The sequence below is a fragment of the Pseudoduganella violacea genome (genome assembly GCF_014191875.1).
Taxonomy (GTDB): domain Bacteria; phylum Pseudomonadota; class Gammaproteobacteria; order Burkholderiales; family Burkholderiaceae_D; genus Rugamonas; species Rugamonas violacea_A.
The window spans coordinates 193,778-216,606 of sequence record NZ_JACHXD010000004.1; the positions used below are offsets into that span (position 1 = coordinate 193,778).

Here is a 22,829-nt window from a genome sequence, read left to right on the forward strand (position 1 = left end):
AATTGGCAAGCGCCGCCACCGATAAAATTTGCGCCCGGTGCCGGCTGGGGTCGCCGGCGCCGGGCGCATCAAGCCAGACGCAAATCAGCCGACTTTGGCGTGCATGGCCGCAGCTTCCTGCAAGCCTGCGTCCGGCAAGGCGCCGGCCCACGGCCTGGCGGCGCCATCCAGGCAATTCAGACGGTAGTCGCGCCGCTCCTGCTGCACTTTCTGTACACAATGGCGGCGTTCGCCCTCCTCGCCCCCGCTGCCCACGCTTTCATCGCGGATCGCGGACCATGCCGCCATGGCATCCTGCAGGTGGCGCGCCTCGTCCGGCCGGCCCTGGCGCTGCAGCAGGGCGGCCAGGCTGCGCGTGCAGCGCCGGGTGTCGGGATGTTCCGCGCCCAGCAGACGCAGCAGCAATGTGCGGCTTTCCTGCAAACATTGCAAAGCTTGCCATAGACGATTTTCCTGGCAATACACCTCCCCCAGGCGCTCCAGGCTGTGCGCCAGCGGCAGGCCCAGGGCGGTCCCGCCTTCCCGCATGCTCAGACGCGCGGCGGCGATCGCCTCCTGCAGCGGAATTTCAGCGCGCGACTGCCAGGGCGCATGGCCGCCGCCGAGCCACTCGCGCAAGACGCCCAGCGCCCGCACCAGCGAGAAATGGTCGCCGCCGGCCGCGCTCAGCGCCGGCCCGGCGCCGCCCGCATCGCGCAACGGCGGCAATTGCACCGCGTCGAAATAGCTTTCCAGCGACAGGCCGGCAATGCCATAGGCTTCGCTCAGCGCCTGCTCGAACAGCGGCTGGTAGTCCGGCACGGCGCGCGCCGGGTCGCCGCGCCGCCACAGCGCGCGCGGGACCGCATCGTCCTTGCCGCCGCGGATCGGCAGCGGATAGACCAGCAGCGGACGCTGCTCATCCTCGTGGCTGCGGCGGTAGGTGGTGGCACGCTGCAGCAGCGCCGTCAGGCTATCGAGATGCTGGCGGCCGGGCGGGAAGGCCAGCACCAGGCGGGTTGGCAACAGGGTGGTGCAAATCCCGGCCATATCGGCGCGGCCGCTGCACGAGTCGACCAGCACATGGCGGAAATGGCGGCCCAGGCTGGCGGCGAAACAACGGAACAGGGCCGGACAGGCATGGAACAGCACATCCCACTGCATATCCACCAGGCGGCGCGCATAGCTGGCGTCCTGGCGTCCGGCGCGCATCAGATACAGGGGCCGGCTCTCGTCGACGCGGCAGACATACTGCTCCCAGCCCACGGCCTCGAGCACCTCGCGCGCCACGACGACGCTATCGCGGCCCGCGTCCTGGCGGCCCTGCAAGGCGGCGCGGCAAGCTTCGAACAGCTCCAGCACGCCGGGGCCGTCATCCTGCAAGGGAAAATAATGGTGCAGGCGCGGCGCTTCCAGGTTCCAGTCCACCATCAGGACCGGGCTGGCGGCGCGCTGGCCGCCCGCCAGTAGCGCGGCCAGATTCGCCAGCGCCATGCTGCGGCCGCAGCCTTCCTGATGCGAATAAAAACTGCTCACCTCGCCGGGCGTGGACAACGGCGGCAGGGAAAATCGGCAACGTTCCATGGCGGACCTCTAGCGGGGAAAGTGGGGAGGCGGAATGGCGCGCCATTCCGGGGGCATGGCGGGGAGCGCGAAACGGCTGCAATCATGCTCCGGTGGAATGCAGTACTTCAGATAGTGGTAATGGGCCACCACGCGCTGCACGATCTTCTCGATATCGGGTAGATAGTCGGGATTGGTTTTCAGGTCGGCGGTGGCCAGGGTGTAGCGCGAGAAATCCACATACATGCCCGGCTCGCTGATCTGGGGCGGCAGGCTGAGCGGGTGGCGCGTCATGATGACGGGGATGATCAGGTGGCTCGGCAGTGGGTACCAGTGGCGGCGCTCGTCCTCGATCAGCTGCATGGCGGCGAACTCGCGCCGGGTGTAGGGATGGGCCTCATATTTGGGCGTATAGATCACGATCATGCACACGCTCTCGCACAGGGCCAGCGCGATCTTGCGGTCCAGATCATCGCCGCCGCCCAGCTGCTCGCTATCGACGAATAATTCCTTTTCGGTATCGAAATGAGGTTCCAGATAGCAGCGCAGCGCATCCGCCAAGTCGTTCTTGAACTTGCTCATATAAGCATGCTGCCCGTGCGCATAACTGAAGAAACAACCGTAGCGGATAGTCATCGCATCCCCCTGAAAAAGGGCGTTCTACGTAGCCACTCTAACAAGCCTCATCGCCAGCGCTTTGCGCCAGCGCAAACCCCAGCCATAGGACAGCCGCGCCGCAACACGCCAAGTCCTGGCGAGAACGCGCCATCCACTGGCACGCCCTCCCCTTTTGATTTGCATCAAACAATGTCCCACCCTGGTGTCAGGCGGGGCCGCCGAGGCACCAGAGGCGGACATTCTTTGATCTACATCAGCAAATGTCCTACCCCAGTGCCTGACACCAGGGTGGACATTTGTTGAGGAAGATCAAACGGGGCGGAAGAAGGCGATGACGTCGGCGGCTTCGCGGGTGCGCTTGAAGGGGGGCAGGCTTTGCCAGATGCGGCGACCATAGGGCTTGCTGATGACGCGCGGGTCGCACAGCATCAGCACGCCACGGTCGCTTTCGTCGCGGATCAGACGGCCGGCGCCCTGCTTCAAATTGATGATGGCTTCGGGCAGGGTGTGGTGCATGAAGCCGTTCAGGCCCTGCTTTTCCATCACCTCGATGCGGGCGGCCAACACCGGGTCGTCGGGTGGGGCGAAGGGCAGTTTGTCGATGATGACCAGGCTCAAGGCTTCGCCGCGCACGTCGACGCCTTCCCAGAAGCTTTGGCTGCCGATCAGCACGCCATTACCGGCCTTGCGGAATTGGTCGAGCAACTCGGTGCGGCCGCGGTCGCCCTGCACGAACAGGGGGAAGTTCCAGCCGCGCCGCTCGAATTCGTCGCGCAGACGCTCGGCGGCGCGTTTCACGGCGCGCAAGGTGGTGCAGAGCAGGAAGGTGCGTCCGCCAGCCGCTTCGATGATGGGCAAGGCGCAGTCGAGCACGGCATCGGTGTAGCCGAAGGAGTTGGGATCTGGCAAATCTTTCGGCACGTACAAGATGCCCTGCTCTGCATAATTGAAGGGGCTGGGCCAGCTGCGCGCCACCTCGTTTTCCAGCCCCATCTGCTGGGAGAAGTGCTTGAAGTCGTTTTTCACGGCCAAGGTGGCCGAGGTGAAAATCCAGCTGCGCGGCACGCCTTCGCGCTGGCCGTTGAAGATCGGCGCGATCGACAGCGGGGTCTTGTGCAGCTGCAGCGAGCTGGCGAACGCTTCCACCCAGTACACGGCTTCTTCGCCAGGCGTGACTTTCGCCTTGGGATCGTATTTCCAGGCCGACATCTTCTGCGCCAGCTCGACGCCGCGCACGCGGCATTGTTCGATGGTTTCGGCGCGCTCGGCCTGCTTGTCGAGCACGGCCAGCATGCCGTCCAGCGCGTCCTTCAGCGTTTCCAGCGCCGGGAAGAATTCGCTCGATGGCGCGATCTGCGGCAGCGACATGCGCACGATGTCTTGCGGGAAGGTCAGGCGCAGATCGCGCGCGGCCTTCTCCACCACCGTCACCACCTTGCCCCAGTCGGCGCCGTCGCGCGCATGCGACAAGCCTTCGGCCAGCACGTCGCGGCACAGTTCCAGCACGTGCGAGGTGGAGAAGGTGTCGCCGAAGAACAGGGTGGCGGTATCGGGCAGCTGGTGGGCTTCGTCGAAGATGATGGTGTTGGCCGAGGGCAGCAGTTCGGCCACGCCGGTGTCTTTCAGCGCCACGTCGGCGAAGAACAGGTGGTGGTTGACCACCACCACGTCGGCCTGCTGGGCTTCCTTGCGCGCCTTCATCACGAAGCAATCCTGGTAGTACTGGCACTCGGCGCCCATGCAGTTTTCGCGCGTGGACGTGACCAGGTTCCAGATCAGGGCGTTTTCCGGCACGCGCGTCAGCTCGGCCTTGTCGCCCGAACTCGTCATCTTGAGGAAACGCGAGATTTCGCGCAGGTAACCCACATCGTCGCGCGAGGTCATGCGGCCGTTCTGCTGCGTGCGTTCCAGGTGGTAGTGGCAGACGTAATTGCCGCGCCCCTTGAGCAGGGCCACCGACACGGGCGCCTGCAAGGCGGCGCGCACGGTCGGGATATCGCGCAGGAAGAGCTGGTCCTGCAAGTTCTTGGTGCCGGTCGAGACGATGGTCTTGCCGCCCCACATCAGGGCCGGCACCAGATAGGCGAAGGTCTTGCCCGTGCCCGTGCCCGCCTCGGCGATCAAGGTCTGCTGCTTGGCGATGGCGTCGGCGATGGCCTTGGCCATCTCGGTCTGGGCGCGGCGCGGCCGGAAGCCGCCCACGGCCGGACCAAGCGGGCCGCCGGCGCCAAACAGGCGTTCGATCTCGGCATCGTGCTTGCCCGGCGGCAGCGCGGGCTCAAGGGCGGGGTCGGCGGCGGCCGGCGCGGCAGCGGGCGTCTGGGATTCTTGCGTCAAAATAAAAGCGGGAAAAGCGGCCGCGCGGCGCGAGCCGCTCAAGCCGGTACGTCGGGCACCAATTGCATTTTCAGCAGGGTGATATAGTCTTTTAGCTGCAATTTGCGCTTTTTCAAGCGGCGCAACTGCAACTGGTCATGGTGGCCATCCAGGGTCAGCATCTCGATAACGGCATCCAGGTCGCGGTGCTCGACATCGAGTTCGACGATCCGGCGCCGGATCTCTTCTTCGTTCGTCATGGTTGAACTTCTAGAAACATTCGTCTAACCAACAGTTTCGTTTGGAGAACAACCTTAGCTTGCAACAAAACTGCTTACCGGTGCATAGTGTAACTCAGGTGGACCCCATAATGAAGCAGGCAAGGATTCCGGGCAGCTATGAGCGCATACAAGATCGAGGCCGGCACCGCCCAGCACATCGGCAACCGGCCGCAACAACATGACCGCAGCGCCCTCTTCACATCCAGCAAGGCGCCCGGCTATGTGCTGGCGGTGCTGGCCGACGGCGGCGACAGCGCGCTCGGCGCCGAGCAAGTCCTGCACACCAGCAAGCATCTATTCGACGATTACCGCGCCGGCGAAACGGCCAGCCTGCCGCGCCTGTCTGAACTGCTACGCAATATTGCGCAGGAAACCCACGAAATTCTGCTGATCAATCCGCTGGGCGCCGAGTCCGAACCGCAGGCGACCATGCAGCTGCTGCTGCTCACGCCGCAGCGCCAGGCGGTGTGGGCGCATGTGGGCGATTCCCGCCTCTACCGTTTTTCCAACGGCCAATGCATCGGGCGCAGCAATGACGCCGCCTATATCGAACATCTGGTGCAGGCCGACAAGCTGCCGCTGGAAGCGGCGCGGCGCCACCGCAGCGCGCGGCTGCTGGCCAATCTGCTGGGCAACCGGCTGAAGCCGCCCTACGTCACCGTCGGCGTGCAGGAATGCCTGCAGGCGGGCGACGCCTTCCTGCTGTGCTCGGACGGGCTGTGGCAATATTTTACGGATGTGGAATTGGCGACGGTGCTGGCGCGCAAGACGCCGCGCGAGGCCAGCGAGATGCTGATCAATAAGGCGCGCGAACGGGCCAAGGGCGCGGCCGATAATTGCTCGATGGTGATCTTGAAGCTGGCGCCCCTGCCGAAGGAAGCGCCCGGCTATACGGTGGAACAGCTGCGCAAGGCGGTCTGAGCCGAAACACGGCCACCCTGCGCGCTGCGTACGACTTACGACTTACTGCCTGGGCTGGGAAGCGGCCGCGCCGGCCTGGGCCTTGGCGGCTTTCTCGGCCTCGGCTTCCTGGCGCTTGCGCAGCTTCTCGGCCTTTTCGGCGCGCTTGGCGGCGATGTCGGCCTGGCGCTTCTCGGAGTCGGCCTTTTTCTTCTCGTACTGCTTCACATTGGCGGCGCGCTCGCCGGCCTTGGCGGCATCCTGCGCTTGCAGTTGTTGCAGCTTGGCGTCATGCGCGGCCTGGCGCTGCTCCAGCGAGACGGCGGCGGGACGCGGCAGCGGCTTGTCTTCGGGCGCCGTATGCTTGACCGGCGGCTTGGCGGCGCGCGCCACCTCCTCGGCCGCATCCTTCTTGGCGCGCTCTTCGAGATCGCGGTCGCGCACATCGACGGCATGCTGGCGCTTGAAATGCTGGGCTTCGACCTCGATGGCGCGCTGCGCGGCCAGGCCGGCGCGGCGTTTTTCCTTGGCCTGGTCCAGGCAGTTGTTGACGAAGAAGCGCTCATAACACGCCTTCTCGCCGGCGGCGAATTCGGCTTCCAGCGCGGCGCGCTCGCGCGCGACCTGGGCCAGCTTGGCGTCGGCCTGCTCGACCGAATGGGTGGGCGGCACGGCCGGCGCGCCGAGCGGCTCCTGGCCGATCTGCTGCGCCTGGGCGGCGGGCGCCGCCAGCACGGCGGCGAGTATCAGTGTTTTCACTTGCATGGTTTCTGTCCTGCGCTTGGGTTTGGACTTCAGGCCAGCGCGTCGGCGGCGCCGCGCTGTTCCTTGTCCATGTATTCGCGCGACTGCATCTCGACGATGCGCGACACGGTGCGATGGAATTCGTTGGACAGCACGCCGGCGGTGTACAGCTCCTCCGGTTCGACCTCGGCCGACATGATCAGCTTCACCTTCTGGTCGTAGAACACATCGATCAGCCAGGTAAAGCGGCGCGCTTCCGACGACATGGCCGCCGACATCATCGGCACCCCGGACAATATCACGGTATGGAAGCGGCTGGCGATCTCCAGGTAATCGTTCTGCGAACGCGGCCCGCCGCACAGGGTGGCGAAGTCGAACCAGATGATGGTGCCGGCGCGGCGCAGCGCGCGCAGCTCGCGGCCTTCCACGTGGATATGCGGGTCTTCGTCGGCAGTCTCGGCGATGCGGCTGTAGGCGTCGCGCAGCGACTCGTCGGTCTGGGCACCGAGCGGGGTGTAGTAGGCATGCACCTGTTCCAGCGCGCGGCCGCGGTAGTCGATGCCGGCGTCCACGTTCAGCACATCCATCTTCTCCTTGAGCAGGGCGATGGTGGGCAGGATGCGGTCGCGGTGCAGGCCGTCCGGATACAGGGTGTCCGGCTGGTAGTTCGACGTCATGATGAAGGAGACGCCATTGTCGTACAGCGCCTTCATCAGGTTATACAGGATCATGGCGTCGGCCACGTCGGAGACATGGAACTCGTCGAAGCAGATCAGGCGGTATTTCTTGGCGATGCGGCGCGCCACTTCATTGAGCGGATCTTCCACGCCGATCAGCTCATCGAGCTGCATGTGCACGGCGCGCATGAACTCATGGAAGTGCAGGCGCGTCTTGCGCACCAGCGGCACCACCGAGTAGAAGGAATCCATGAGGAAGGACTTGCCGCGCCCCACCCCGCCCCACATATACACGCCGCGCGGCACGTCGGGACGGTTGATCAGGCGCTTGAAGCTGTTCGAGCGCTGCGCCTTGTAGGCCACCCACTCGTCATAGCACTGCTGCAGGCGGTCGACGGCGCGGCGCTGCGCTTCGTCGGCCTTGAAGTCGCGCTGCTCCAGCGCGTGCTGGTAGAACTCCAGGACATTCATACGGATTCGCTTCAAAAACAACAAAAGCCGGAACAGGTCTTGTGAACCCGTTCCGGCCGATAAGGCGGTCTTAGAAGTTCAAGGTGCGCTTATCGACGGCCAGCGCGGCTTCCTTGGTTGCTTCGGACAGCGATGGGTGGGCGTGGCAGATGCGGGCGATGTCTTCGGCCGATGCCTTGAACTCCATGGCGACCACGGCTTCGGAAATCAGCTCGGAAGCCATTGGGCCGATGATGTGCACGCCCAGGATTTCGTCGGTGGCAGCGTCGGCCAGGAATTTCACCATGCCCGATGTGTCGCCCAGCGCGCGCGCGCGGCCGTTCGCCAGGAAGGGGAAGGTGCCGGCTTTGTAGGCGACGCCGTCGGCTTTCAGTTGCTGCTCGGTGCGGCCAACCCAGGCGATTTCCGGCGAGGTGTAGATCACCCAAGGAATCGTGTTGAAGTTGGTGTGGCCATGCTGGCCGGCCATGCGCTCGGCCACGGCAACGCCCTCTTCTTCGGCTTTGTGCGCCAGCATCGGGCCGCGCACCACGTCGCCGATCGCCCACACGCCTGGCAGATTGGTTTTGCAGTCGTCGTCCACGGCAACGAAGCCGCGCTCGTCCAGCGCCAGGCCGGCCACGTCGGCGCCCAGGCCGTTGGTGTTCGGGGTGCGGCCGATCGACACGATCAGCTTGTCGAACACGACGCTTTGCGCTTCGCCTTTGGCGTCGGTGTATTCCACTTTGACGTTATTGTCGCCGGTGGTGATGGCGCCGATCTTGCAGCCCAGGTTGATGGACAGGCCTTGTTTGGTGAACAGCTTGTGCGCTTCCTTGGCGATCTGCTCGTCCACGGCGCCGAGGAAGGTCGGCAGACCTTCCAGCACGGTCACCTTGGAGCCCAGACGGCGCCATACGGAACCCATTTCCAGGCCGATCACGCCGGCGCCGATCACGCCCAGGTTGGCCGGTACGGATTCGATGGCCAGCGCGCCGGTGTTCGACAGGATCAGTTTCTCGTCGAACGGCGTGCCTGGCAGGGCGCGCGCGTTGGAGCCGGTGGCAATGATCACCTGCTTGGCGTTGATGGTTTCGTTGCTTGGGGCGGAGATGGCGATCGGGTAGCCTTCAGCGCCAGCGGCGCCGGCGAATGCGCCGCGGCCGTGGAAGAAGGTCACCTTGTTTTTCTTGAACAGGAACAGGATGCCGTCGTTGTTCTGCTTCACGACGGTGTCCTTGCGCTTGATCATCTGGCCCAGGTTCAGCGACAGGCCGGCAACGTCGATGCCGTGTTCGGCAAAGGCGTGGCCCGCGTGTTCGTAGTGTTCCGACGATTGCAGCAGGGCTTTGGATGGAATGCAGCCCACGTTGGTGCAGGTGCCGCCTGGGGCGGGACCGCCCTTGGCATTGCTCCACTCGTCGATACAGGCGACCGAGAAGCCCAGCTGCGCTGCGCGGATGGCCGCGATATAGCCGCCAGGACCGGCGCCGATCACCACTACGTCGAATTGTTTATTGCTCATATCTTATTTTCCAATCAGTTCTTCGTCCGGGACGAATATCCACAACAGGATGTAAATCACCAGGCCAAATCCAAAAGAGATGGTAAACAGCGCGAAGATCAGACGCCAGATCCAGGACTCGACGCCCGAGGCGCGGCCCAAGCCGCCGCACACGCCACCGAGCCAGCGGTCCGCGCGCGAACGGCGGAAATTGCTGAATTCCGCGGCCAGGTCGGAACCGGCGCTGGACGGCGGAGCGCCGTTCAACAGGCGCTCCTTGGCGCGGGCAAATTCTTCGTCGCTCAGCGCACCAGCCTGATGCAGCTCGTGCAGGCGCTTGATTTCTTCCGAGACGCTCATGAAACCTCTCTTCCAGAATAAAGGAGCCGCGGCGCCAAAGCGCCGCGGACTCCGGGGTGATTTACCGCGCGATTACAGGTCCAGCAGCAGGCGGGCTGGATCTTCCAGCGCCTCTTTCATTGCCACCAGGCCCAGCACGGCTTCGCGGCCGTCGATGATACGGTGGTCGTAGGACATCGCCAGGTAGTTCATCGGACGGATGACGATCTGACCGTTTTCGACCACGGCGCGGTCCTTGGTCGCGTGCACGCCCAGGATCGCCGATTGCGGCGGGTTGATGATCGGGGTCGACAGCATGGAGCCGAAGGTGCCGCCGTTCGAGATGGAGAAGGTGCCGCCGGTCAGGTCTTCCAGGGTCAGCTTGCCTTCCTTGGCCTTGGCGCCGAATTCGCCGATTTTCTTCTCGATGTCGGCGATGCTCATCTGGTCGGCGTTGCGCAGGATCGGCACCACCAGGCCGCGTGGCGAACCGACGGCGATACCGATGTCGAAGTAGCCGTGGTAGACGATATCGTTGCCATCGACCGAAGCGTTGATGATCGGGTATTTCTTCAGCGCGGCCACAGCGGCTTTAACGAAGAAGGACATGAAGCCCAGCTTCACGCCGTGTTCTTTCTCGAACTTGTCCTTGTACTTGGTGCGCAGGTCCATCACTGGCTGCATATTCACTTCGTTGAAGGTGGTCAGGATGGCGTTGGTCGATTGCGATTCCACCAGGCGCTCGGCGATACGGGCGCGCAGACGGCTCATCGGCACGCGCTCTTCCGGACGGTCGCCCAGGCTCAGGTTGCCGGCAGGCGCGGCGATTTTCTGCAGCGCTGGTTTGGCGGCGGCTGGTGCCAGCGGCGCTGGAGCGGCTGGTTTCGGCGCGGCGGCGGCGGCCAGGGCGTCGCCCTTGGTCACGCGGCCGTCTTTGCCGGAACCGGCAACGTCGGAAGCGGACAGGCCGGCTTCGGACAGGATCTTGGCGGCGGCCGGCATGGCCACGTCGCCTTTATTGCCACCGGTAGCGGCAGCGGCGGCAGGTGCGGCAGCAGCAGCTGGGGCAGCGGCGGCGGCAGGAGCCGACGGGGCGGCGCCGGCGGCGGCTTCGGTATCGATGATGGCGATCACTTCGCCAGCGACCACGGTAGCGCCGTCGTTCTTGATGATCTGAACAACCACGCCAGCGCTAGGGGCCGGCAGTTCCAGAACAACCTTGTCGGTTTCGATGTCGATCATGTTTTCGTCGCGCGCAACTGCTTCGCCGACTTTTTTGTGCCAGGACAGCAGGGTCGCTTCCGCGACGGATTCCGACAGTTGAGGAACTTTAACTTCGATTTGTGCCATGTATAACTCCGTAACTTGGTATTTTTCTGGCGCCGCGTCTTATGGACGCGGCGCGCCTTGCCTATTATTTGGTGAGGATGAAGCCCTTCAGCTTCGAGAACGCCGTTTCCAGCAGGTCTTTTTGCTGGGCGTAGTGCTTGTCGTAGTAGCCGACAGCAGGCGACGCGGAAGCGGGACGGCCGGCATACGCCAGGCGCTGGCCCGCATCCATCGACTCGAAGATGTTGTGCTGGATCTGGAACCATGGACCCTGGTTCTGCGGCTCGTCCTGCGCCCACACCACTTCGGCCAGGTTCGGGAACTTTTTGAGTTCGGCGGCGAAGGCCTTGTGCGGGAACGGATACAGCTGCTCGACACGCACGATGGCGGTGTCGGTCTGGCCGCGGGTCTTGCGGGCGTTGGCCAGGTCGTAATACACCTTGCCGGAGCAGGCGATCACGCGCTTGACCTTCTTGGCGTCGATCTTCTCATCGACTTCACCGATCACGGTCTGGAAGGCGCCCTTGGCCAGCTCGGACAGCGGCGAACCCGCGTCCTTGTTACGCAGCAGCGATTTCGGGGTCATGATGACCAGCGGCTTGCGGAACTGGCGCACCATCTGGCGGCGCAGCAGGTGGAAGATCTGCGACGCGGTGGTCGGCTGCACCACTTGCATATTGTTGTCGGCGCACAGCTGCAGGAAGCGCTCAGGACGGGCGGAGGAGTGCTCCGGACCCTGGCCTTCGTAACCGTGCGGCAGCATCATCACCAGACCGGAGGCGCGGCCCCACTTCACTTCGCCGGAACTGATGAACTGGTCGATCACCACCTGGGCGCCGTTGACGAAGTCGCCGAACTGGGCTTCCCAGATGGTCAGGGTGTTCGGCTCGGCGGTCGAGTAGCCGTATTCGAAGCCCAGCACCGCCTCTTCGGACAGCACGGAGTCGATCACGGTGAACGGCGCCTGGTTCTCGGCGATGTTCTGCAGCGGCACGTAGATGCCGGCGTCCCAACGTTCGCGGTTCTGGTCGTGCAGCACGGCGTGGCGGTGCACGAAGGTGCCGCGGCCGGCATCCTGGCCGGTCAGACGCACGGCGTAGCCGGACGATACCAGCGAGGCGTAAGCCAGGTGCTCGCCCATGCCCCAGTCCAGATTCAGTTCGCCGCGGCCCATGGCTGCGCGGTCGCCCAGCACTTTTTCCACCAGCGAGTGGACTTTGAACTCTTCCGGCACGGTGGTGATGCGGCCGGCCAGGCGTTTCAGTTCGGTCAGCGGCACGGCGGTGTCGGCGGCGTCGCTCCATTTGCGGTTCAGGAACGGCAGCCAGTCGACGGCGTACTTGTTCTTGAAGTTCGAGATCACTGGATCGACGGTGTGCTTGCCGGCGTCCATGGCGTCGCGGTAGGCGGCCACCATGGCGTCGCCGCCATCGGCAGCGATCACGCCCTGGGCAGCCAGCTTGTCCGCGTACAGCTTGCGGGTGCCTGGGTGCTTGGCGATCTTCTTGTACATCAGCGGCTGGGTCAGCGCCGGGGTGTCCTGCTCGTTGTGGCCCAGTTTGCGGTAGCAGATGATATCGACCACGATATCCTTCTGGAACTGCTGGCGGTAGTCCATCGCGATTTGCGATGCCAGCACCACGGCTTCAGGATCGTCGGCGTTCACGTGCAGCACCGGCGCTTCGATCATCTTCACGACGTCGGAGCAGTAGATGGTGGAGCGCGCGTCGCGCGGGTCGGAGGTGGTGAAACCGATCTGGTTGTTGATCACGATGTGCACCGTGCCGCCCGTGCCGTAGCCGCGGGTCTGCGCCAGATTCAGGGTTTCCATCACAACGCCCTGGCCTGCGAAGGCGGCGTCGCCGTGCACCAGGATCGGCAGCACTTGCGCGCCATGCACGTCGCCGCGGCGGTCCATGCGGGCTTTCACCGAACCTTCAACCACAGGGTTGACGATTTCCAGGTGCGATGGGTTGAAGGCCAGCGACAGGTGGACCGGGCCGCCTGCGGTGGAGATGTCGGACGAGAAACCCTGGTGGTATTTCACGTCGCCGGCCGGCAGGTCGTCGCCATGCTTGCCTTCGAATTCTTCGAACAGGTCTTTCGGGGCTTTGCCCAGGGTGTTGACCAGCACGTTCAGACGGCCGCGGTGGGCCATGCCGATCACGATTTCCTGCACGCCTTTTTCGCCGGCGCGCTGGATGATCTCGTCGATCGACGCGATGAAGGTCTCGCCGCCTTCCAGCGAGAAGCGTTTCTGGCCGACGTATTTGGTGTGGAGGTAGCGCTCCAGGCCTTCAGCGGCGGTCAGGCGCTCCAGGATGTGCTTTTTCTTCTCGGCGGTGAAGTTCGGGGTCGAGCGGATCGATTCCAGGCGCTCCTGCAGCCAGCGCTTTTCGGCCGGGTCGGAGATGTACATATATTCCGCGCCGATGGAGCGGGTATAGGTGTCGCGCAGGAAGTTGGTCAGGTCGCGCAGCGAAGCGGTTTCAGGACCGAAGTAGGTGTTGCTGATGTTGAAGACGGTGTCCAGATCGGCGTCGGTGAAGCCGTAGAAGGCTGGGTCCAGTTCCGGGATCGATGGACGTTCCTGACGCTGCAGCGGGTCCAGATTGGCCCAGCGCGAACCCAGGTAGCGGTAAGCGGCGATCAACTGGGTGGCGGCCACGCGCTTGCGGCCCATTTCGGCGTCGGCCGAGGCGACCACGGTGCGGATCGGACCGGCTTTCGCGCGTTCGGCGAAGGAGGCGATCACGGAAGCGTGGGCGACGTCGGGTTTGTTGGAGCCATCGACAGCCGGCACGTGCTGCATGGCGTCGAAGTACGCGCGCCAGTTATCTGGCACGGAACCTGGATTAGCGAGATACGCTTCGTAGAGTTCCTCTACGTAAGGCGCATTCCCACCGAACAGGTAGGAGTTGGACGTCTGTTGTTGCATCATTATTGCTCACCTTTCTTCGCGCTTCGCGAGATTAGCGGGTTGGTCTAACCTTCCGCGACACGGCCTGACCGGTTAGCGGATTGCACATCAAGTTGTGGGGGAAGGGCTCTGTTGCTTTCAGAATTTCCAAAAACGGTCGTTTAGCATAGCACGTGGAATTGTATTCCAACAACCACCGTCACATTAAAAAGTCGCGTCCACGCGATGTTTTTTATTTGGTCAGCCTGCCTTTTTACCAATGATATCTGAATATTAAGCGTGGTCCAGCCATTCAGGATCATGGTGAAACCACTCAACAAGAAAATCGAGCATGGCGCGCAAGGCGGCCGGCATATGCTGGCGCGAGGTATAGATACCATAGATGCCAAGCATTTGTGCTTGCCAGTCTGACAACAACAATACCAGCCGGCCCTCGGCAATCAGCGGCGCGGCGGCCTGGCGCGGCTGCAGCGAAATGCCCACGCCCTGGGCGGTGGCGGCCAGCAAGGCCATCGACTCGTTCGAGGACAGGTTGCCGCCCACCGGCACGGCCACGCCCTCCCCGTCCCGGCTGAATTGCCACAGGCTTTTGCCGAAGTAGTTATAGGTCAGGCAGTTATGCGTGGCCAGCTCGGACGGCGTTTGCGGCCGGCCATGCCGCTCTATATAAGAGGGCGCGGCGCACACCACCGAGGCGCAATCGGCCAGGCGGCGCGCGATCATGCTCGGCTCCAGCGCATTGGTGATGCGGATCGCCAGGTCGATGCGCTGCTCGACCAGGTTGACCGCGCGGTTATCCACCTGCAGGTCGATGCTGGTGCGCGGATAGCGCTCAAGGAAGGCGCGCACGGCGCCAGCCAGCGCGCCCTGGGCCAGGAACTGGGCGCAAGCCATGCGCAGCAGGCCATGGGGCGAATCGGGGTCTTCGCCGGCCGAGCTGGACATGGCGGCCGCCAGCGTCAGCATATCGCGACAGCGCGCCAGCGTGACCTCGCCGGCGGCCGTCAGACTCAGGCGGCGCGTGGTACGGTGCAGGAGACGGGCGCCGGCCCACTCCTCCATCTCGGCCAGGTAGCGCGTCACCATGGCGCGCGACATATCGAGCGCGTCGGCGGCGGCCACCATGCTGCCCCGTTCGGCGATGGCGACAAAGACTTCGGCGGCGGCGATTTTATCCATATGATCGATTTATGCAACAAACCGTTTCAATATAGAGCATTTTTCGTTTGAATGGACCGGTCTACACTGCGTGCATACCAAATTCTTCTTGAAAGGAAACACAGCATGATCAAGCAAACCCTGGCCGCCGCCGCTCTCGCCACCACAACCCTGGCCGCCTCCGCCGCCGCCCCGCTGCAGCTGGAAGTGTTCAACCCGGGCGAAGCCGCCATCTTCCCGGTCGCCTCCGTGCTGGTCAAAGGCCAGAAGGAAGCCGTGCTGATCGACGCCCAATTCTCGCGCGGCGAAGCGCAAAAACTGGTGGAAAAGATCAAGGCCAGCGGCCGCAAGCTGAGCACGGTCTACGTCAGCCACGGCGATCCTGACTTCTACTTCGGCCTGGACGTGATCAAAGCCGCCTTCCCCGAAGCGAAGATCGTCGCCACCGCCGGCACCATCGCCGCCATGGAAAAGAAAGCCAAGGCCAAGGTCGCCTACTGGGGTCCGATCCTGGGCGCCAACGCCCCGCAAGCGATCGTGATGCCGGAAGCGCTGCAAGGCGACACCATCAAGCTCGAAGGCGAAACCCTGCAGATCAAAGGCCTGGACGGCGCCACCCCGGACCGCACCTATGTCTGGATTCCCTCGCTGAAAGCCGTGGCCGGCGGCGTGGTCCTGTTCAAGGGTCTGCACGTCTGGACCGCCGACACCCAGACGGTCGAGTCGCGCAAGCAATGGCTGGCCGCCCTGGACGGCATCGCCGCCCTCAAACCAGTGACGGTCGTGCCCGGCCACTTCGCCGTCGGCAGCAGCTTCACGCCCGACAGCATCGCCTACACCGCCGACTACCTGCGCCGCTTCGAAGCCGAGACCCCGAAAGCCGCCAACTCCATCGAACTGGTCGCCGCCATGAAAAAAGCCTACCCCACGGTCGGCCTCGACGGCGCCCTGCAAACCAGCGCCAAAGTCGCCAAAGGCGAGATCAAGTGGTAATCCACCAGCTGAGCCTTTGATCTAAATCAGCAAATGTCCCACCCTGGTGTCAGGCACCAAGGTCGGACATTCTTTGATATTTCTCAAGTAATGTCTAACCCTGGTGCCTGACACCAGGGTTAGACATTGTTTGATTTGGCGCAAAGGCGGTAGACTTTCTTGTCTAGATATTTTATTCTAGATGGGAGCTTGGCTTTTTTTCTTTTCGTATGTCTTCTACTTTGCCAAAACCCACACCGTCCGAGCTGGAAATGCTGCGCCTGCTGTTTGCGCTGGGGCCGGCGACGGCGAAACAGGTGCATCAGGCGGCGCTGGAGTCGCGGCCGGATATCAATTACGCGACCGTGCTGCGCTTGCTGCAGGTGATGCATACGAAGGGACTGCTGGCGCGCGATGAAAGCCAGCGCGCCCATGTCTATTCCGCCGTCCAGGAACAGGATTCGATCCAGACCGGCTTGCTCAAGGATCTGATCAACAAGGCTTTCGCCGGCTCCGGCAAGGCGCTGGTGTTGGCCGCCTTGCGCGGCGGCCATGTGAGCGCGCGCGAACGCGCCGAGATCCAGGCGCTGCTGGACGAGGATCCGCCCAAATAACCCATGCAAATGAAAAGCGCGCCACCTGGGCGCGCTTTGTTCATCAAGGGATGAATTTGCTCTTGTCCGGGAACGGCGGACGGGGCGGCTTGCTGGGCGGGTTCTTCGCCAACTCGGCCTTCACCACTTCAATCGCTTTTTCCAGCTGCGGATCGCGTCCGGCAATCACGTCGGCCGGCGTCTGTTCGACTTCGATATCGGGCGGCACGCCTTCATTCTCCACACCCCAGCCGCTTTCGCGCGTCCAGAAAGCCAGATTGGGCGCGGTGATGAAGCCGCCGTCGAGCAGCGTAGGGAAGCCGAGGATGCCGACCAGCCCGCCCCAGGTGCGCTTGCCGATCAGTGGCCCCATCTTATTCTTGCGGAACATCCACGGCAACAGGTCGCCGCCGGAACCGGCCGTTTCGTCGATCAGCATGGCGCGCGGCCCCTGAATCGAGGCGGACGGCGTTTTCATATCGGCGCCGTAGCGCATGGTCCACCAGGCGATTTCCTGCTTTTGCAGGATTTCGATGTAATAGTCGGCCAGGCTGCCGCCGCCGTTGAAGCGCTCGTCGATGATCACGCCATCCTTATACGACTGCGGATAGAAGTAGCGCTTGAAATAGGTGTGGCCCAGGGTGGTCGTATTCGGCACGTAGACATAGGCCACGCGTCCGCCGGTGGCGGCGTTCACCTTGCGGATATTGCCTTCGACCCAGTCGCGGTTGCGCAGCGCATCCTCGCTGGCGACCGGCACCACGGTGATGGTACGCGCGTCCTTCCCGTCGGCGTTCGGGCCGACCGTGATGTCGATGGCGCGGTTGGCGCTGTTCTCGAACGGTGCGTACAGATTGGTGGGCGGCGCCAGCGGCTTGCCATCCACCGCCAGCAGGTATTCGCCTACCTTCACGTTCAGTCCCGGCTCGGTCAGCGGCGATCGCAGGCTCGGGTTCCAGTTCAAGCCTCCGTAGATTTTCCTGAAGCGGTAATGCCCATTCGCCACCTCGTAGTCGGCGCCCAGCAGCCCGCCCGGCACCGGCTTGCTTTCGATGAAGCTGTCGCCGCCGCCGCCGCGATGGTGGCCGACGCCAAGCTCGCTGTGCAGCCACTGGATCACGCGGTTCAAGTCCGAGCGCGTGGCCAGATCGGGCAGGAACTGCGCGTATTTATCGTGCATCTGCCGCCAGTTCACGCCATGCATGCCCGGATCGTAGAAGTAGTCGCGATTGATGCGCCAGGCTTCGCGGTAGATCTGGTTCCACTCCGCGCGCGGATCGGCTTTCACCTCGATCGCATCGACGCGCAGCTTGCCTTCGCTGGCGGCCAGGGTCTTGCCGGTGGCCGAACCGGTGGCCCAGTTGTCCTTCTGGCGGTAGATCACTTTCTTGCCGTCGGCGCTGATGCCGTAGCCGTCCAGTTCCGCCACCACGGTTTCCGTCTTACGGTCTTTCAGGTCGAAGCGCTGCAGGGATTTCTTGCCCTCGTTTTCGCGCATGAAGAAGACCTGTCCTTCCGTTCCCGCTTCCAGATTGGACAGTTGCGCGACCGGCACCGGCAAATCGATGATGCGGGTGGAAATGCCGTCGAAGTCGATGCGCATGGGCGCCACCGGCGCCACCTTCACTTTCGGATCGTCGCGGCCGGTGACGGGATCGATGGCTGGCTTCTCATCCGCCTTGCCGCTCTCCTTCTTCTCACTGGAAGCCTCGTCCTTGGCGTCTTTCGGCTTGGCGGCGGCGCCCTTCTCCTCGTCGCTCTCCTTCACCAGCGGCGAAGGCAGGTCCTGGCGCAGCACGGCCAGCCAGATGCTGCTGGTGGCGCGGTTATCCTCGTTCTGCAGCGAGAACCAGTTGTTGGTGGGACCGGCGTTGGTGGAGGCGAAGAAGTAGAGGTATTTCCCGCTGCGGTCGAAGGCCGGATCGGCGACGTCGGACAGGCCGTCGGTGACGGCATACGATTTATCCTGCTCCAACGAGTAGATGTAGGCGCTGCGCGTGTAGCTCAGGGAATTCAGCGTGTAGGCGATCCAGCGCGAATCCGGCGCCCAGGCGGGGCTGAGCGATTTCGTCACGCCGTAAATCGGCTCGGCGGCGATTTTCTTCTGCACGCCGCTGGCCAGATCCAGCACATACAGGCTCCAGGCATTGTCGATGAAGGCGATCTTCTTGCTGTCCGGCGACCAGTTGGCGCGCTCGTAGAAACCGGCACCGTTCAGCTTGAACTTGCGCACCGGACCTTTGCCGTCCTGCGGCTGCACATGCAGCGCATACTCGCCCGATTCATCCGAGAAGTAAGCCAGCGAACGGCCGTCAGGCGACCAGGCAGGATTGCGCTCGTGCACGGCCGGGCTTTGCGTCAGATGGCGCACATCGCCCTTATCAGCCGGCAGGGTGACGATATCGCCGCGGAATTCGAAGGCGACGCGCGCGCCCGAGGGCGAGATCGAGGCGTCGCGGATATATCCTGCGCCGCGCACCCAGCGCGGCCGCGACAGGCCCAGATCGCTGCTCACGCCGATGGTCAGCTTGCGCGCCGCGCCGCCGTCCAGATCGAGCGCATGCAGATAGCCGGCCTGCTCGTAGACGATGCGCCGGCCCTGCGCCGCGGCGTTCAGCACCGGGAAGTCGGCGTGGCGGGTCAGCGCGCGCACCGCCTTGGTCTTGGTATCGTAGGCGTAGAGATTGAATTCGCCGTCGCGGTCGGAGCGGAAGTAGATGGTATCGCCCAGCCACACCGGATCGACGTCGTTGGCGCGCGAGGCCGGCTGCGGAATCTTCTCGACCGCCTGGCTGGCGCGATTGAAGATCCACAGCACCGAATGGGTGCCGCCGCGATAGCGCTTCCACTGCAGGAAGGCGGGCGAGGTCGGGTTGTAGACGATGGACTTGCCGTCCGGCGAATAGGCTGCGCGCGCGGCGTTCGGGATTTCCAGCTCCGCCTCCACGCCGCCGGTGACGGGCACCGTGAACAGCTTGCGGTAGCGGTTATTGAAGGCCGCGCGCGGCGACGTGAACATCACCGCCTTGCCGTCCGGCGTAAAGGACTGCACCACATCCGGCCCCGGATGCCAGGTCAGGCGCTGCGGCACGCCGCCGCCCACGGGCAGCACATAGACATCGGTATTGCCATCCAGCGTGGCACTATAGGCCAGCAGCTTGCCGTCCGGCGAAAACACGGGATTGGATTTTTCGCCGACGTCGGAAGTCAGGCGCCGCACGCCGCTGCCGTCGGGATTGGCCAGCCACACATCGCCCGCATAGATAAAGGCGATATGGCTGACCGACACTGCCGGCTCGGTCAGCAAACGGGTATCGGTGGTATTCGGGAGTGCCTGGGAAGCCAGCGGCAGCAGCGCAGCCGCCGCCAGGGAGAGTTTCGACAGAATGCTCAAGTACGCCTCGCAATAGGTGTAGATGGGAAAGCCTCAACGTTGCCCAATATACACCTAATTGCACGAATTGTTACGCCGCGCTTACTGGCTTTTCTCTCGCGCCAAGCCAGCGTTACGCTCCAGCCGCGACATCATCAGCACATTGCCCACTGCGTCAAAGATACGCCCTTCGCGCCTGGCCGCCTCAGCATCGCGGCGGTCATCAATGACCACGATGATGCGCAAATTGGCATTTTCTTCGCTGCCACGTATGTCGAGCAGCTTTTTAGCGGCAGCGTTGAGCGTCGTCGGATGTGGTGCGATGGCGACTACCGCATCGTCGTCAAGCTTGAAATCCAGTTTATAGACGTGGCCGGAGATACCGGTATAACTGGGTTGCTCTTCGAAGCGGGCATTTTGCTTCCACGCCCTCAGGCAGAGCGCAACTTCATCCAGCAGCAGGGAAATATCCTTGGCGACACCCTCCTGTTCCCGCTCCCATCGCACAATTGCCAGCATGGATGAAATATAGGATGCAAAAGCCGCTGCCGCCTGATCCTCCGCCACTTTGATTTCCAGCTCCCCCAGCTTGTTCAGCAGAACGCCATGCGGCTCGGTCAAGCCTTTAAGAAATCGGGTCTTGCGGTGATTGTCCAGCTGCATGCCTCGACCCAGCAAATGCAGGATCACACCGCCGTCATCAAAAAAGCGCAGGCTTGCACCGTCCCTTTCCACAAAAACAGGAATTTGCCCCCCACCCCAGAATTGGAAGGGGGTATCAATCATCGCGATGCTACCGTCGTCGTTCAGCGACTGGCACGACATACCGATCACTTCACCTAGTTTCGAGCAGATCATCGTCGTCACCTAAGCTCAAAATGTTCAGGATGGGGTGGTGGAGTAAGAAATCTGATATTGGCCTGGGTGCAAAAGTACGCCAGTACTTGATCGTAGTCCCATTTATCCCATTCTGCACGACCTAATTCTCTCCCGTCGCCAAAGTGCTCATGCGAACGTTCATGTTGATCCTTCAAGGGTTTCGGACTTTGAGTTATCTCAAGCTGATAAAGCGGCTCCGCACCATAGGGCGTGCATTTGAATACGGAGAAAACGTATTTCAGAATCTTTGTCTTCACGCTGCGCCGGAACAATAACTTAAGCTGTAGCCGTGTGCCAATACCGTCCTCGTCCAGCAGACCCGCAGTCAACACTTTGGTATCGGGCTGCGCCTTCACCACATCCCAGCCGCCGTCGTACTCGCATACGGTGCGGCGCGCGAGCAAGCCCCGGGCCTCTGCTTCGGCAATTTCTCTCATCGTTTTCGCCTTGGTATGCAGGAGAGACCAGTATATGAAACAAGGATTCCCAAAAAACTCTCGCATACTCACCGCGTAATACCAAACCCTGGGGTCATAAAAAAAGCGAGCCGCAAGGGCTCGCTTTTCAGTGGCGGCAGGCGCGGATCAGCGCTTGGCCAGCGGCGGTACGTCGCGCACGGCGGAGCCGACGAACAGCTGGCGCGGACGGCCGATCTTCTGTTCCGGGTCGGCGATCATCTCGTTCCACTGGGCGATCCAGCCGATGGTGCGGGCCATGGCGAAGATGCCGGTGAACAGCGAGACTGGGATGCCCAGGGCCGACTGCACGATGCCCGAGTAGAAGTCCACGTTCGGGTACAGTTTGCGCGAAACGAAGTATTCGTCGTTCAGTGCAATCTTTTCCAGTTCCATGGCCAGCTTGAACAGCGGGTCGTCCTGCAGGCCCAGTTCGTTCAGCACTTCGTGGCAGGTTTCGCGCATCAGCTTGGCGCGCGGGTCGAAGTTCTTGTACACGCGGTGACCGAAGCCCATCAGCTTGACGCCGGAGTTCTTGTCTTTCACTTTCGCGATGAACTCAGGGATCTTGTCGACCGAGCCGATTTCTTTCAGCATGTTCAGCGCGGCTTCGTTCGCGCCGCCGTGGGCAGGACCCCACAGGCAGGCGATGCCGGCAGCGATACAGGCGAATGGGTTGGCGCCCGAGGAGCCGGCCAGACGCACGGTCGAGGTGGACGCGTTCTGCTCGTGGTCCGCGTGCAGGATCAGGATGCGGTCCAGCGCGCGCACCAGCACGTCGTTGACCTTGTACTCTTCGCATGGATTGCCGAACATCATGCGCATGAAGTTGGCGCTGTAGGACAGGTCGTTGCGCGGGTACACGAAAGGCTGGCCGATCGAATATTTGTAGGCCATCGCCACCAGGGTCGGCATCTTGGCGATCAGGCGGATCGCGGACACTTCGCGGTGGTGCGGGTCATTGATGTCCAGCGAGTCGTGGTAGAACGATGCCAGCGCGCCGACGGTGCCAACCAGCACGGACATCGGGTGCGCGTCGCGGCGGAAGCCGCGGAAGAAGAATTGCATCTGCTCGTGCACCATGGTGTGCTTGGTGACGGTTTCCACGAACTTCTTCTTGTCCACTGCGTTCGGCAGTTCGCCGTTCAGCAGCAGGTAGCAGGTTTCCATGAAGTCGGCATTCACCGCCAGCTGCTCGATCGGGAAGCCGCGGTACTGCAGCTCGCCCTTGTCGCCGTCGATGTAGGTGATCGACGAGTTGCACGAGGCGGTGGACATGAAGCCAGGGTCATAGGTGAATTTACCGGTGCCGCCGTACAGCTTGCGGATGTCGATGACGTCCGGGCCTACGGTGCCTTTGTAGATTGGAAATTCAATCGATGGGCTGCCGTCCGAGAACGACAGGGTGGCTTTATTTTCAGAGATATTCATGGACTCTTCCTTCTTGGAGAGGTGCGAAATAAAAAAAACTCACAAACTTTCCGGCGCCGCGTATTTCTACGCCTGGCGTAACCGTTGCAGCAGTGCGCGCACATGCGGCAGATCGATCTCGCCTTCAGGCTCGCTGCGAGCCAGCACCAGATCCATCAGCGCATTGTCCGACAAGTCGAGGAGCCGCGTCAGCGCGTCCACTTCCTCGTCGGTCAATTCCAGTTCATGCGCATCGAGAAAACGCGTCAGTATCAGGTCGTTTTCCAGCAGACCGCGGCGCGCGCGCCAGCGCAGGCGCGCGCGGTTGGCCGGATCGGACTGATGCGCATGTTTGTTCGTTTCGCTCAT

General features: G+C 62.9%; 19 protein-coding genes. 3 read left to right on the plus strand and 16 right to left on the minus strand.

The annotated features are described in order from the left end of the window. Window positions 1–84: 84 nt before the first annotated feature. From FHS03_RS09305 to FHS03_RS09320, 4 genes are all read right to left on the minus strand, one after another. Window positions 85–1,563: a tetratricopeptide repeat protein gene (locus tag FHS03_RS09305; protein WP_183440712.1), complete on the minus strand. Its 1,479-nt coding sequence runs from the start codon at window positions 1,561–1,563 to the stop codon at window positions 85–87. A gap of 9 nt (window positions 1,564–1,572) precedes the next feature. Next, window positions 1,573–2,178, minus strand: coding sequence for a toll/interleukin-1 receptor domain-containing protein (locus FHS03_RS09310; protein ID WP_183440713.1), 606 nt, complete (start codon window positions 2,176–2,178; stop codon window positions 1,573–1,575). Window positions 2,179–2,469: 291 nt separating this feature from the next. Beyond that, window positions 2,470–4,497, minus strand: coding sequence for a DNA repair helicase YoaA (gene yoaA / locus FHS03_RS09315; RefSeq protein ID WP_183440714.1), 2,028 nt, complete (start codon window positions 4,495–4,497; stop codon window positions 2,470–2,472). Window positions 4,498–4,535: 38 nt separating this feature from the next. Further along, window positions 4,536–4,736 (minus strand): YdcH family protein, encoded by a 201-nt coding sequence (locus FHS03_RS09320; protein ID WP_050412214.1) that lies wholly within the window; start codon window positions 4,734–4,736, stop codon window positions 4,536–4,538. A gap of 138 nt (window positions 4,737–4,874) precedes the next feature. Between FHS03_RS09320 and FHS03_RS09325 the strand changes: the two genes are divergently transcribed. Continuing rightward, window positions 4,875–5,678 carry a PP2C family protein-serine/threonine phosphatase gene (locus FHS03_RS09325; protein WP_183440715.1) on the plus strand — a complete coding sequence of 268 codons (804 nt, stop codon included), beginning with the start codon at window positions 4,875–4,877 and terminating at the stop codon, window positions 5,676–5,678. A gap of 42 nt (window positions 5,679–5,720) precedes the next feature. On the opposite strand, the gene FHS03_RS09330 is transcribed toward FHS03_RS09325, so the two are convergent. From FHS03_RS09330 to FHS03_RS09360, 7 genes are all read right to left on the minus strand, one after another. Continuing rightward, entirely contained in the window at window positions 5,721–6,422 is a 702-nt protein-coding gene (locus tag FHS03_RS09330) for a hypothetical protein (protein ID WP_229426131.1), read from the minus strand. A 29-nt stretch (window positions 6,423–6,451) separates the two neighbouring features. Next, complete coding sequence (zapE, locus tag FHS03_RS09335) at window positions 6,452–7,549, minus strand: cell division protein ZapE (protein ID WP_183440716.1); 1,098 nt, start codon at window positions 7,547–7,549, stop codon at window positions 6,452–6,454. 70 nt (window positions 7,550–7,619) lie between these two features. Beyond that, window positions 7,620–9,053: a dihydrolipoyl dehydrogenase gene (gene lpdA, locus FHS03_RS09340; RefSeq protein ID WP_183440717.1), complete on the minus strand. Its 1,434-nt coding sequence runs from the start codon at window positions 9,051–9,053 to the stop codon at window positions 7,620–7,622. Window positions 9,054–9,056: 3 nt separating this feature from the next. After that, complete coding sequence (locus FHS03_RS09345; protein WP_183440718.1) at window positions 9,057–9,392, minus strand: PspC domain-containing protein; 336 nt, start codon at window positions 9,390–9,392, stop codon at window positions 9,057–9,059. Window positions 9,393–9,464: 72 nt separating this feature from the next. Continuing rightward, on the minus strand, window positions 9,465–10,721 hold the full coding sequence (gene odhB / locus FHS03_RS09350) for a 2-oxoglutarate dehydrogenase complex dihydrolipoyllysine-residue succinyltransferase (protein WP_183440719.1): 1,257 nt from the start codon (window positions 10,719–10,721) through the stop codon (window positions 9,465–9,467). Between the two features lie 64 nt (window positions 10,722–10,785). After that, window positions 10,786–13,641, minus strand: coding sequence for a 2-oxoglutarate dehydrogenase E1 component (locus tag FHS03_RS09355; RefSeq protein WP_183440720.1), 2,856 nt, complete (start codon window positions 13,639–13,641; stop codon window positions 10,786–10,788). A 252-nt stretch (window positions 13,642–13,893) separates the two neighbouring features. Beyond that, complete coding sequence (locus tag FHS03_RS09360; RefSeq protein WP_183440721.1) at window positions 13,894–14,799, minus strand: LysR family transcriptional regulator; 906 nt, start codon at window positions 14,797–14,799, stop codon at window positions 13,894–13,896. 105 nt (window positions 14,800–14,904) lie between these two features. On the opposite strand from FHS03_RS09360, the gene FHS03_RS09365 reads away from it, so the two are divergent. Next, on the plus strand, window positions 14,905–15,771 hold the full coding sequence (locus tag FHS03_RS09365; RefSeq protein WP_050412205.1) for an MBL fold metallo-hydrolase: 867 nt from the start codon (window positions 14,905–14,907) through the stop codon (window positions 15,769–15,771). A 209-nt stretch (window positions 15,772–15,980) separates the two neighbouring features. Next, a complete protein-coding gene (locus FHS03_RS09370; RefSeq protein WP_183440723.1) occupies window positions 15,981–16,364 on the plus strand; it encodes a BlaI/MecI/CopY family transcriptional regulator in 384 nt (127 codons plus the stop codon). 43 nt (window positions 16,365–16,407) lie between these two features. Here FHS03_RS09370 and FHS03_RS09375 read toward each other — a convergent pair whose 3' ends face one another. From FHS03_RS09375 to FHS03_RS09395, 5 genes are all read right to left on the minus strand, one after another. Next, entirely contained in the window at window positions 16,408–19,737 is a 3,330-nt protein-coding gene (locus tag FHS03_RS09375) for a S41 family peptidase (protein ID WP_221208089.1), read from the minus strand. Window positions 19,738–19,818: 81 nt separating this feature from the next. After that, entirely contained in the window at window positions 19,819–20,574 is a 756-nt protein-coding gene (locus tag FHS03_RS09380; RefSeq protein WP_229426143.1) for a DUF1828 domain-containing protein, read from the minus strand. Between the two features lie 5 nt (window positions 20,575–20,579). Beyond that, window positions 20,580–21,032 carry a hypothetical protein gene (locus tag FHS03_RS09385; protein ID WP_183440725.1) on the minus strand — a complete coding sequence of 151 codons (453 nt, stop codon included), beginning with the start codon at window positions 21,030–21,032 and terminating at the stop codon, window positions 20,580–20,582. A 147-nt stretch (window positions 21,033–21,179) separates the two neighbouring features. Then, entirely contained in the window at window positions 21,180–22,481 is a 1,302-nt protein-coding gene (gltA, locus tag FHS03_RS09390; protein ID WP_050412203.1) for a citrate synthase, read from the minus strand. 66 nt (window positions 22,482–22,547) lie between these two features. Beyond that, window positions 22,548–22,829, minus strand: coding sequence for an FAD assembly factor SdhE (locus tag FHS03_RS09395; RefSeq protein ID WP_183440726.1), 282 nt, complete (start codon window positions 22,827–22,829; stop codon window positions 22,548–22,550).

What these genes read in the sequence shown, in the direction of transcription:
- zapE (WP_183440716.1), bottom strand. Translation starts at nt 7,549, where the DNA reads ATGAATGTCCTGGAGTTCTACCAGCACGCGCTGGAGCAGCGCGACTTC.
- FHS03_RS09320 (WP_050412214.1), bottom strand. Translation starts at nt 4,736, where the DNA reads ATGACGAACGAAGAAGAGATCCGGCGCCGGATCGTCGAACTCGATGTC.
- odhB (WP_183440719.1), bottom strand. Translation starts at nt 10,721, where the DNA reads ATGGCACAAATCGAAGTTAAAGTTCCTCAACTGTCGGAATCCGTCGCG.
- FHS03_RS09395 (WP_183440726.1), bottom strand. Translation starts at nt 22,829, where the DNA reads ATGAGCGAAACGAACAAACATGCGCATCAGTCCGATCCGGCCAACCGC.
- FHS03_RS09355 (WP_183440720.1), bottom strand. Translation starts at nt 13,641, where the DNA reads ATGATGCAACAACAGACGTCCAACTCCTACCTGTTCGGTGGGAATGCG.
- FHS03_RS09365 (WP_050412205.1), top strand. Translation starts at nt 14,905, where the DNA reads ATGATCAAGCAAACCCTGGCCGCCGCCGCTCTCGCCACCACAACCCTG.
- FHS03_RS09385 (WP_183440725.1), bottom strand. Translation starts at nt 21,032, where the DNA reads ATGAGAGAAATTGCCGAAGCAGAGGCCCGGGGCTTGCTCGCGCGCCGC.
- FHS03_RS09370 (WP_183440723.1), top strand. Translation starts at nt 15,981, where the DNA reads ATGTCTTCTACTTTGCCAAAACCCACACCGTCCGAGCTGGAAATGCTG.
- gltA (WP_050412203.1), bottom strand. Translation starts at nt 22,481, where the DNA reads ATGAATATCTCTGAAAATAAAGCCACCCTGTCGTTCTCGGACGGCAGC.
- FHS03_RS09305 (WP_183440712.1), bottom strand. Translation starts at nt 1,563, where the DNA reads ATGGAACGTTGCCGATTTTCCCTGCCGCCGTTGTCCACGCCCGGCGAG.
- FHS03_RS09310 (WP_183440713.1), bottom strand. Translation starts at nt 2,178, where the DNA reads ATGACTATCCGCTACGGTTGTTTCTTCAGTTATGCGCACGGGCAGCAT.
- FHS03_RS09380 (WP_229426143.1), bottom strand. Translation starts at nt 20,574, where the DNA reads ATGATCTGCTCGAAACTAGGTGAAGTGATCGGTATGTCGTGCCAGTCG.
- FHS03_RS09345 (WP_183440718.1), bottom strand. Translation starts at nt 9,392, where the DNA reads ATGAGCGTCTCGGAAGAAATCAAGCGCCTGCACGAGCTGCATCAGGCT.
- FHS03_RS09325 (WP_183440715.1), top strand. Translation starts at nt 4,875, where the DNA reads ATGAGCGCATACAAGATCGAGGCCGGCACCGCCCAGCACATCGGCAAC.
- FHS03_RS09360 (WP_183440721.1), bottom strand. Translation starts at nt 14,799, where the DNA reads ATGGATAAAATCGCCGCCGCCGAAGTCTTTGTCGCCATCGCCGAACGG.
- FHS03_RS09330 (WP_229426131.1), bottom strand. Translation starts at nt 6,422, where the DNA reads ATGCAAGTGAAAACACTGATACTCGCCGCCGTGCTGGCGGCGCCCGCC.
- lpdA (WP_183440717.1), bottom strand. Translation starts at nt 9,053, where the DNA reads ATGAGCAATAAACAATTCGACGTAGTGGTGATCGGCGCCGGTCCTGGC.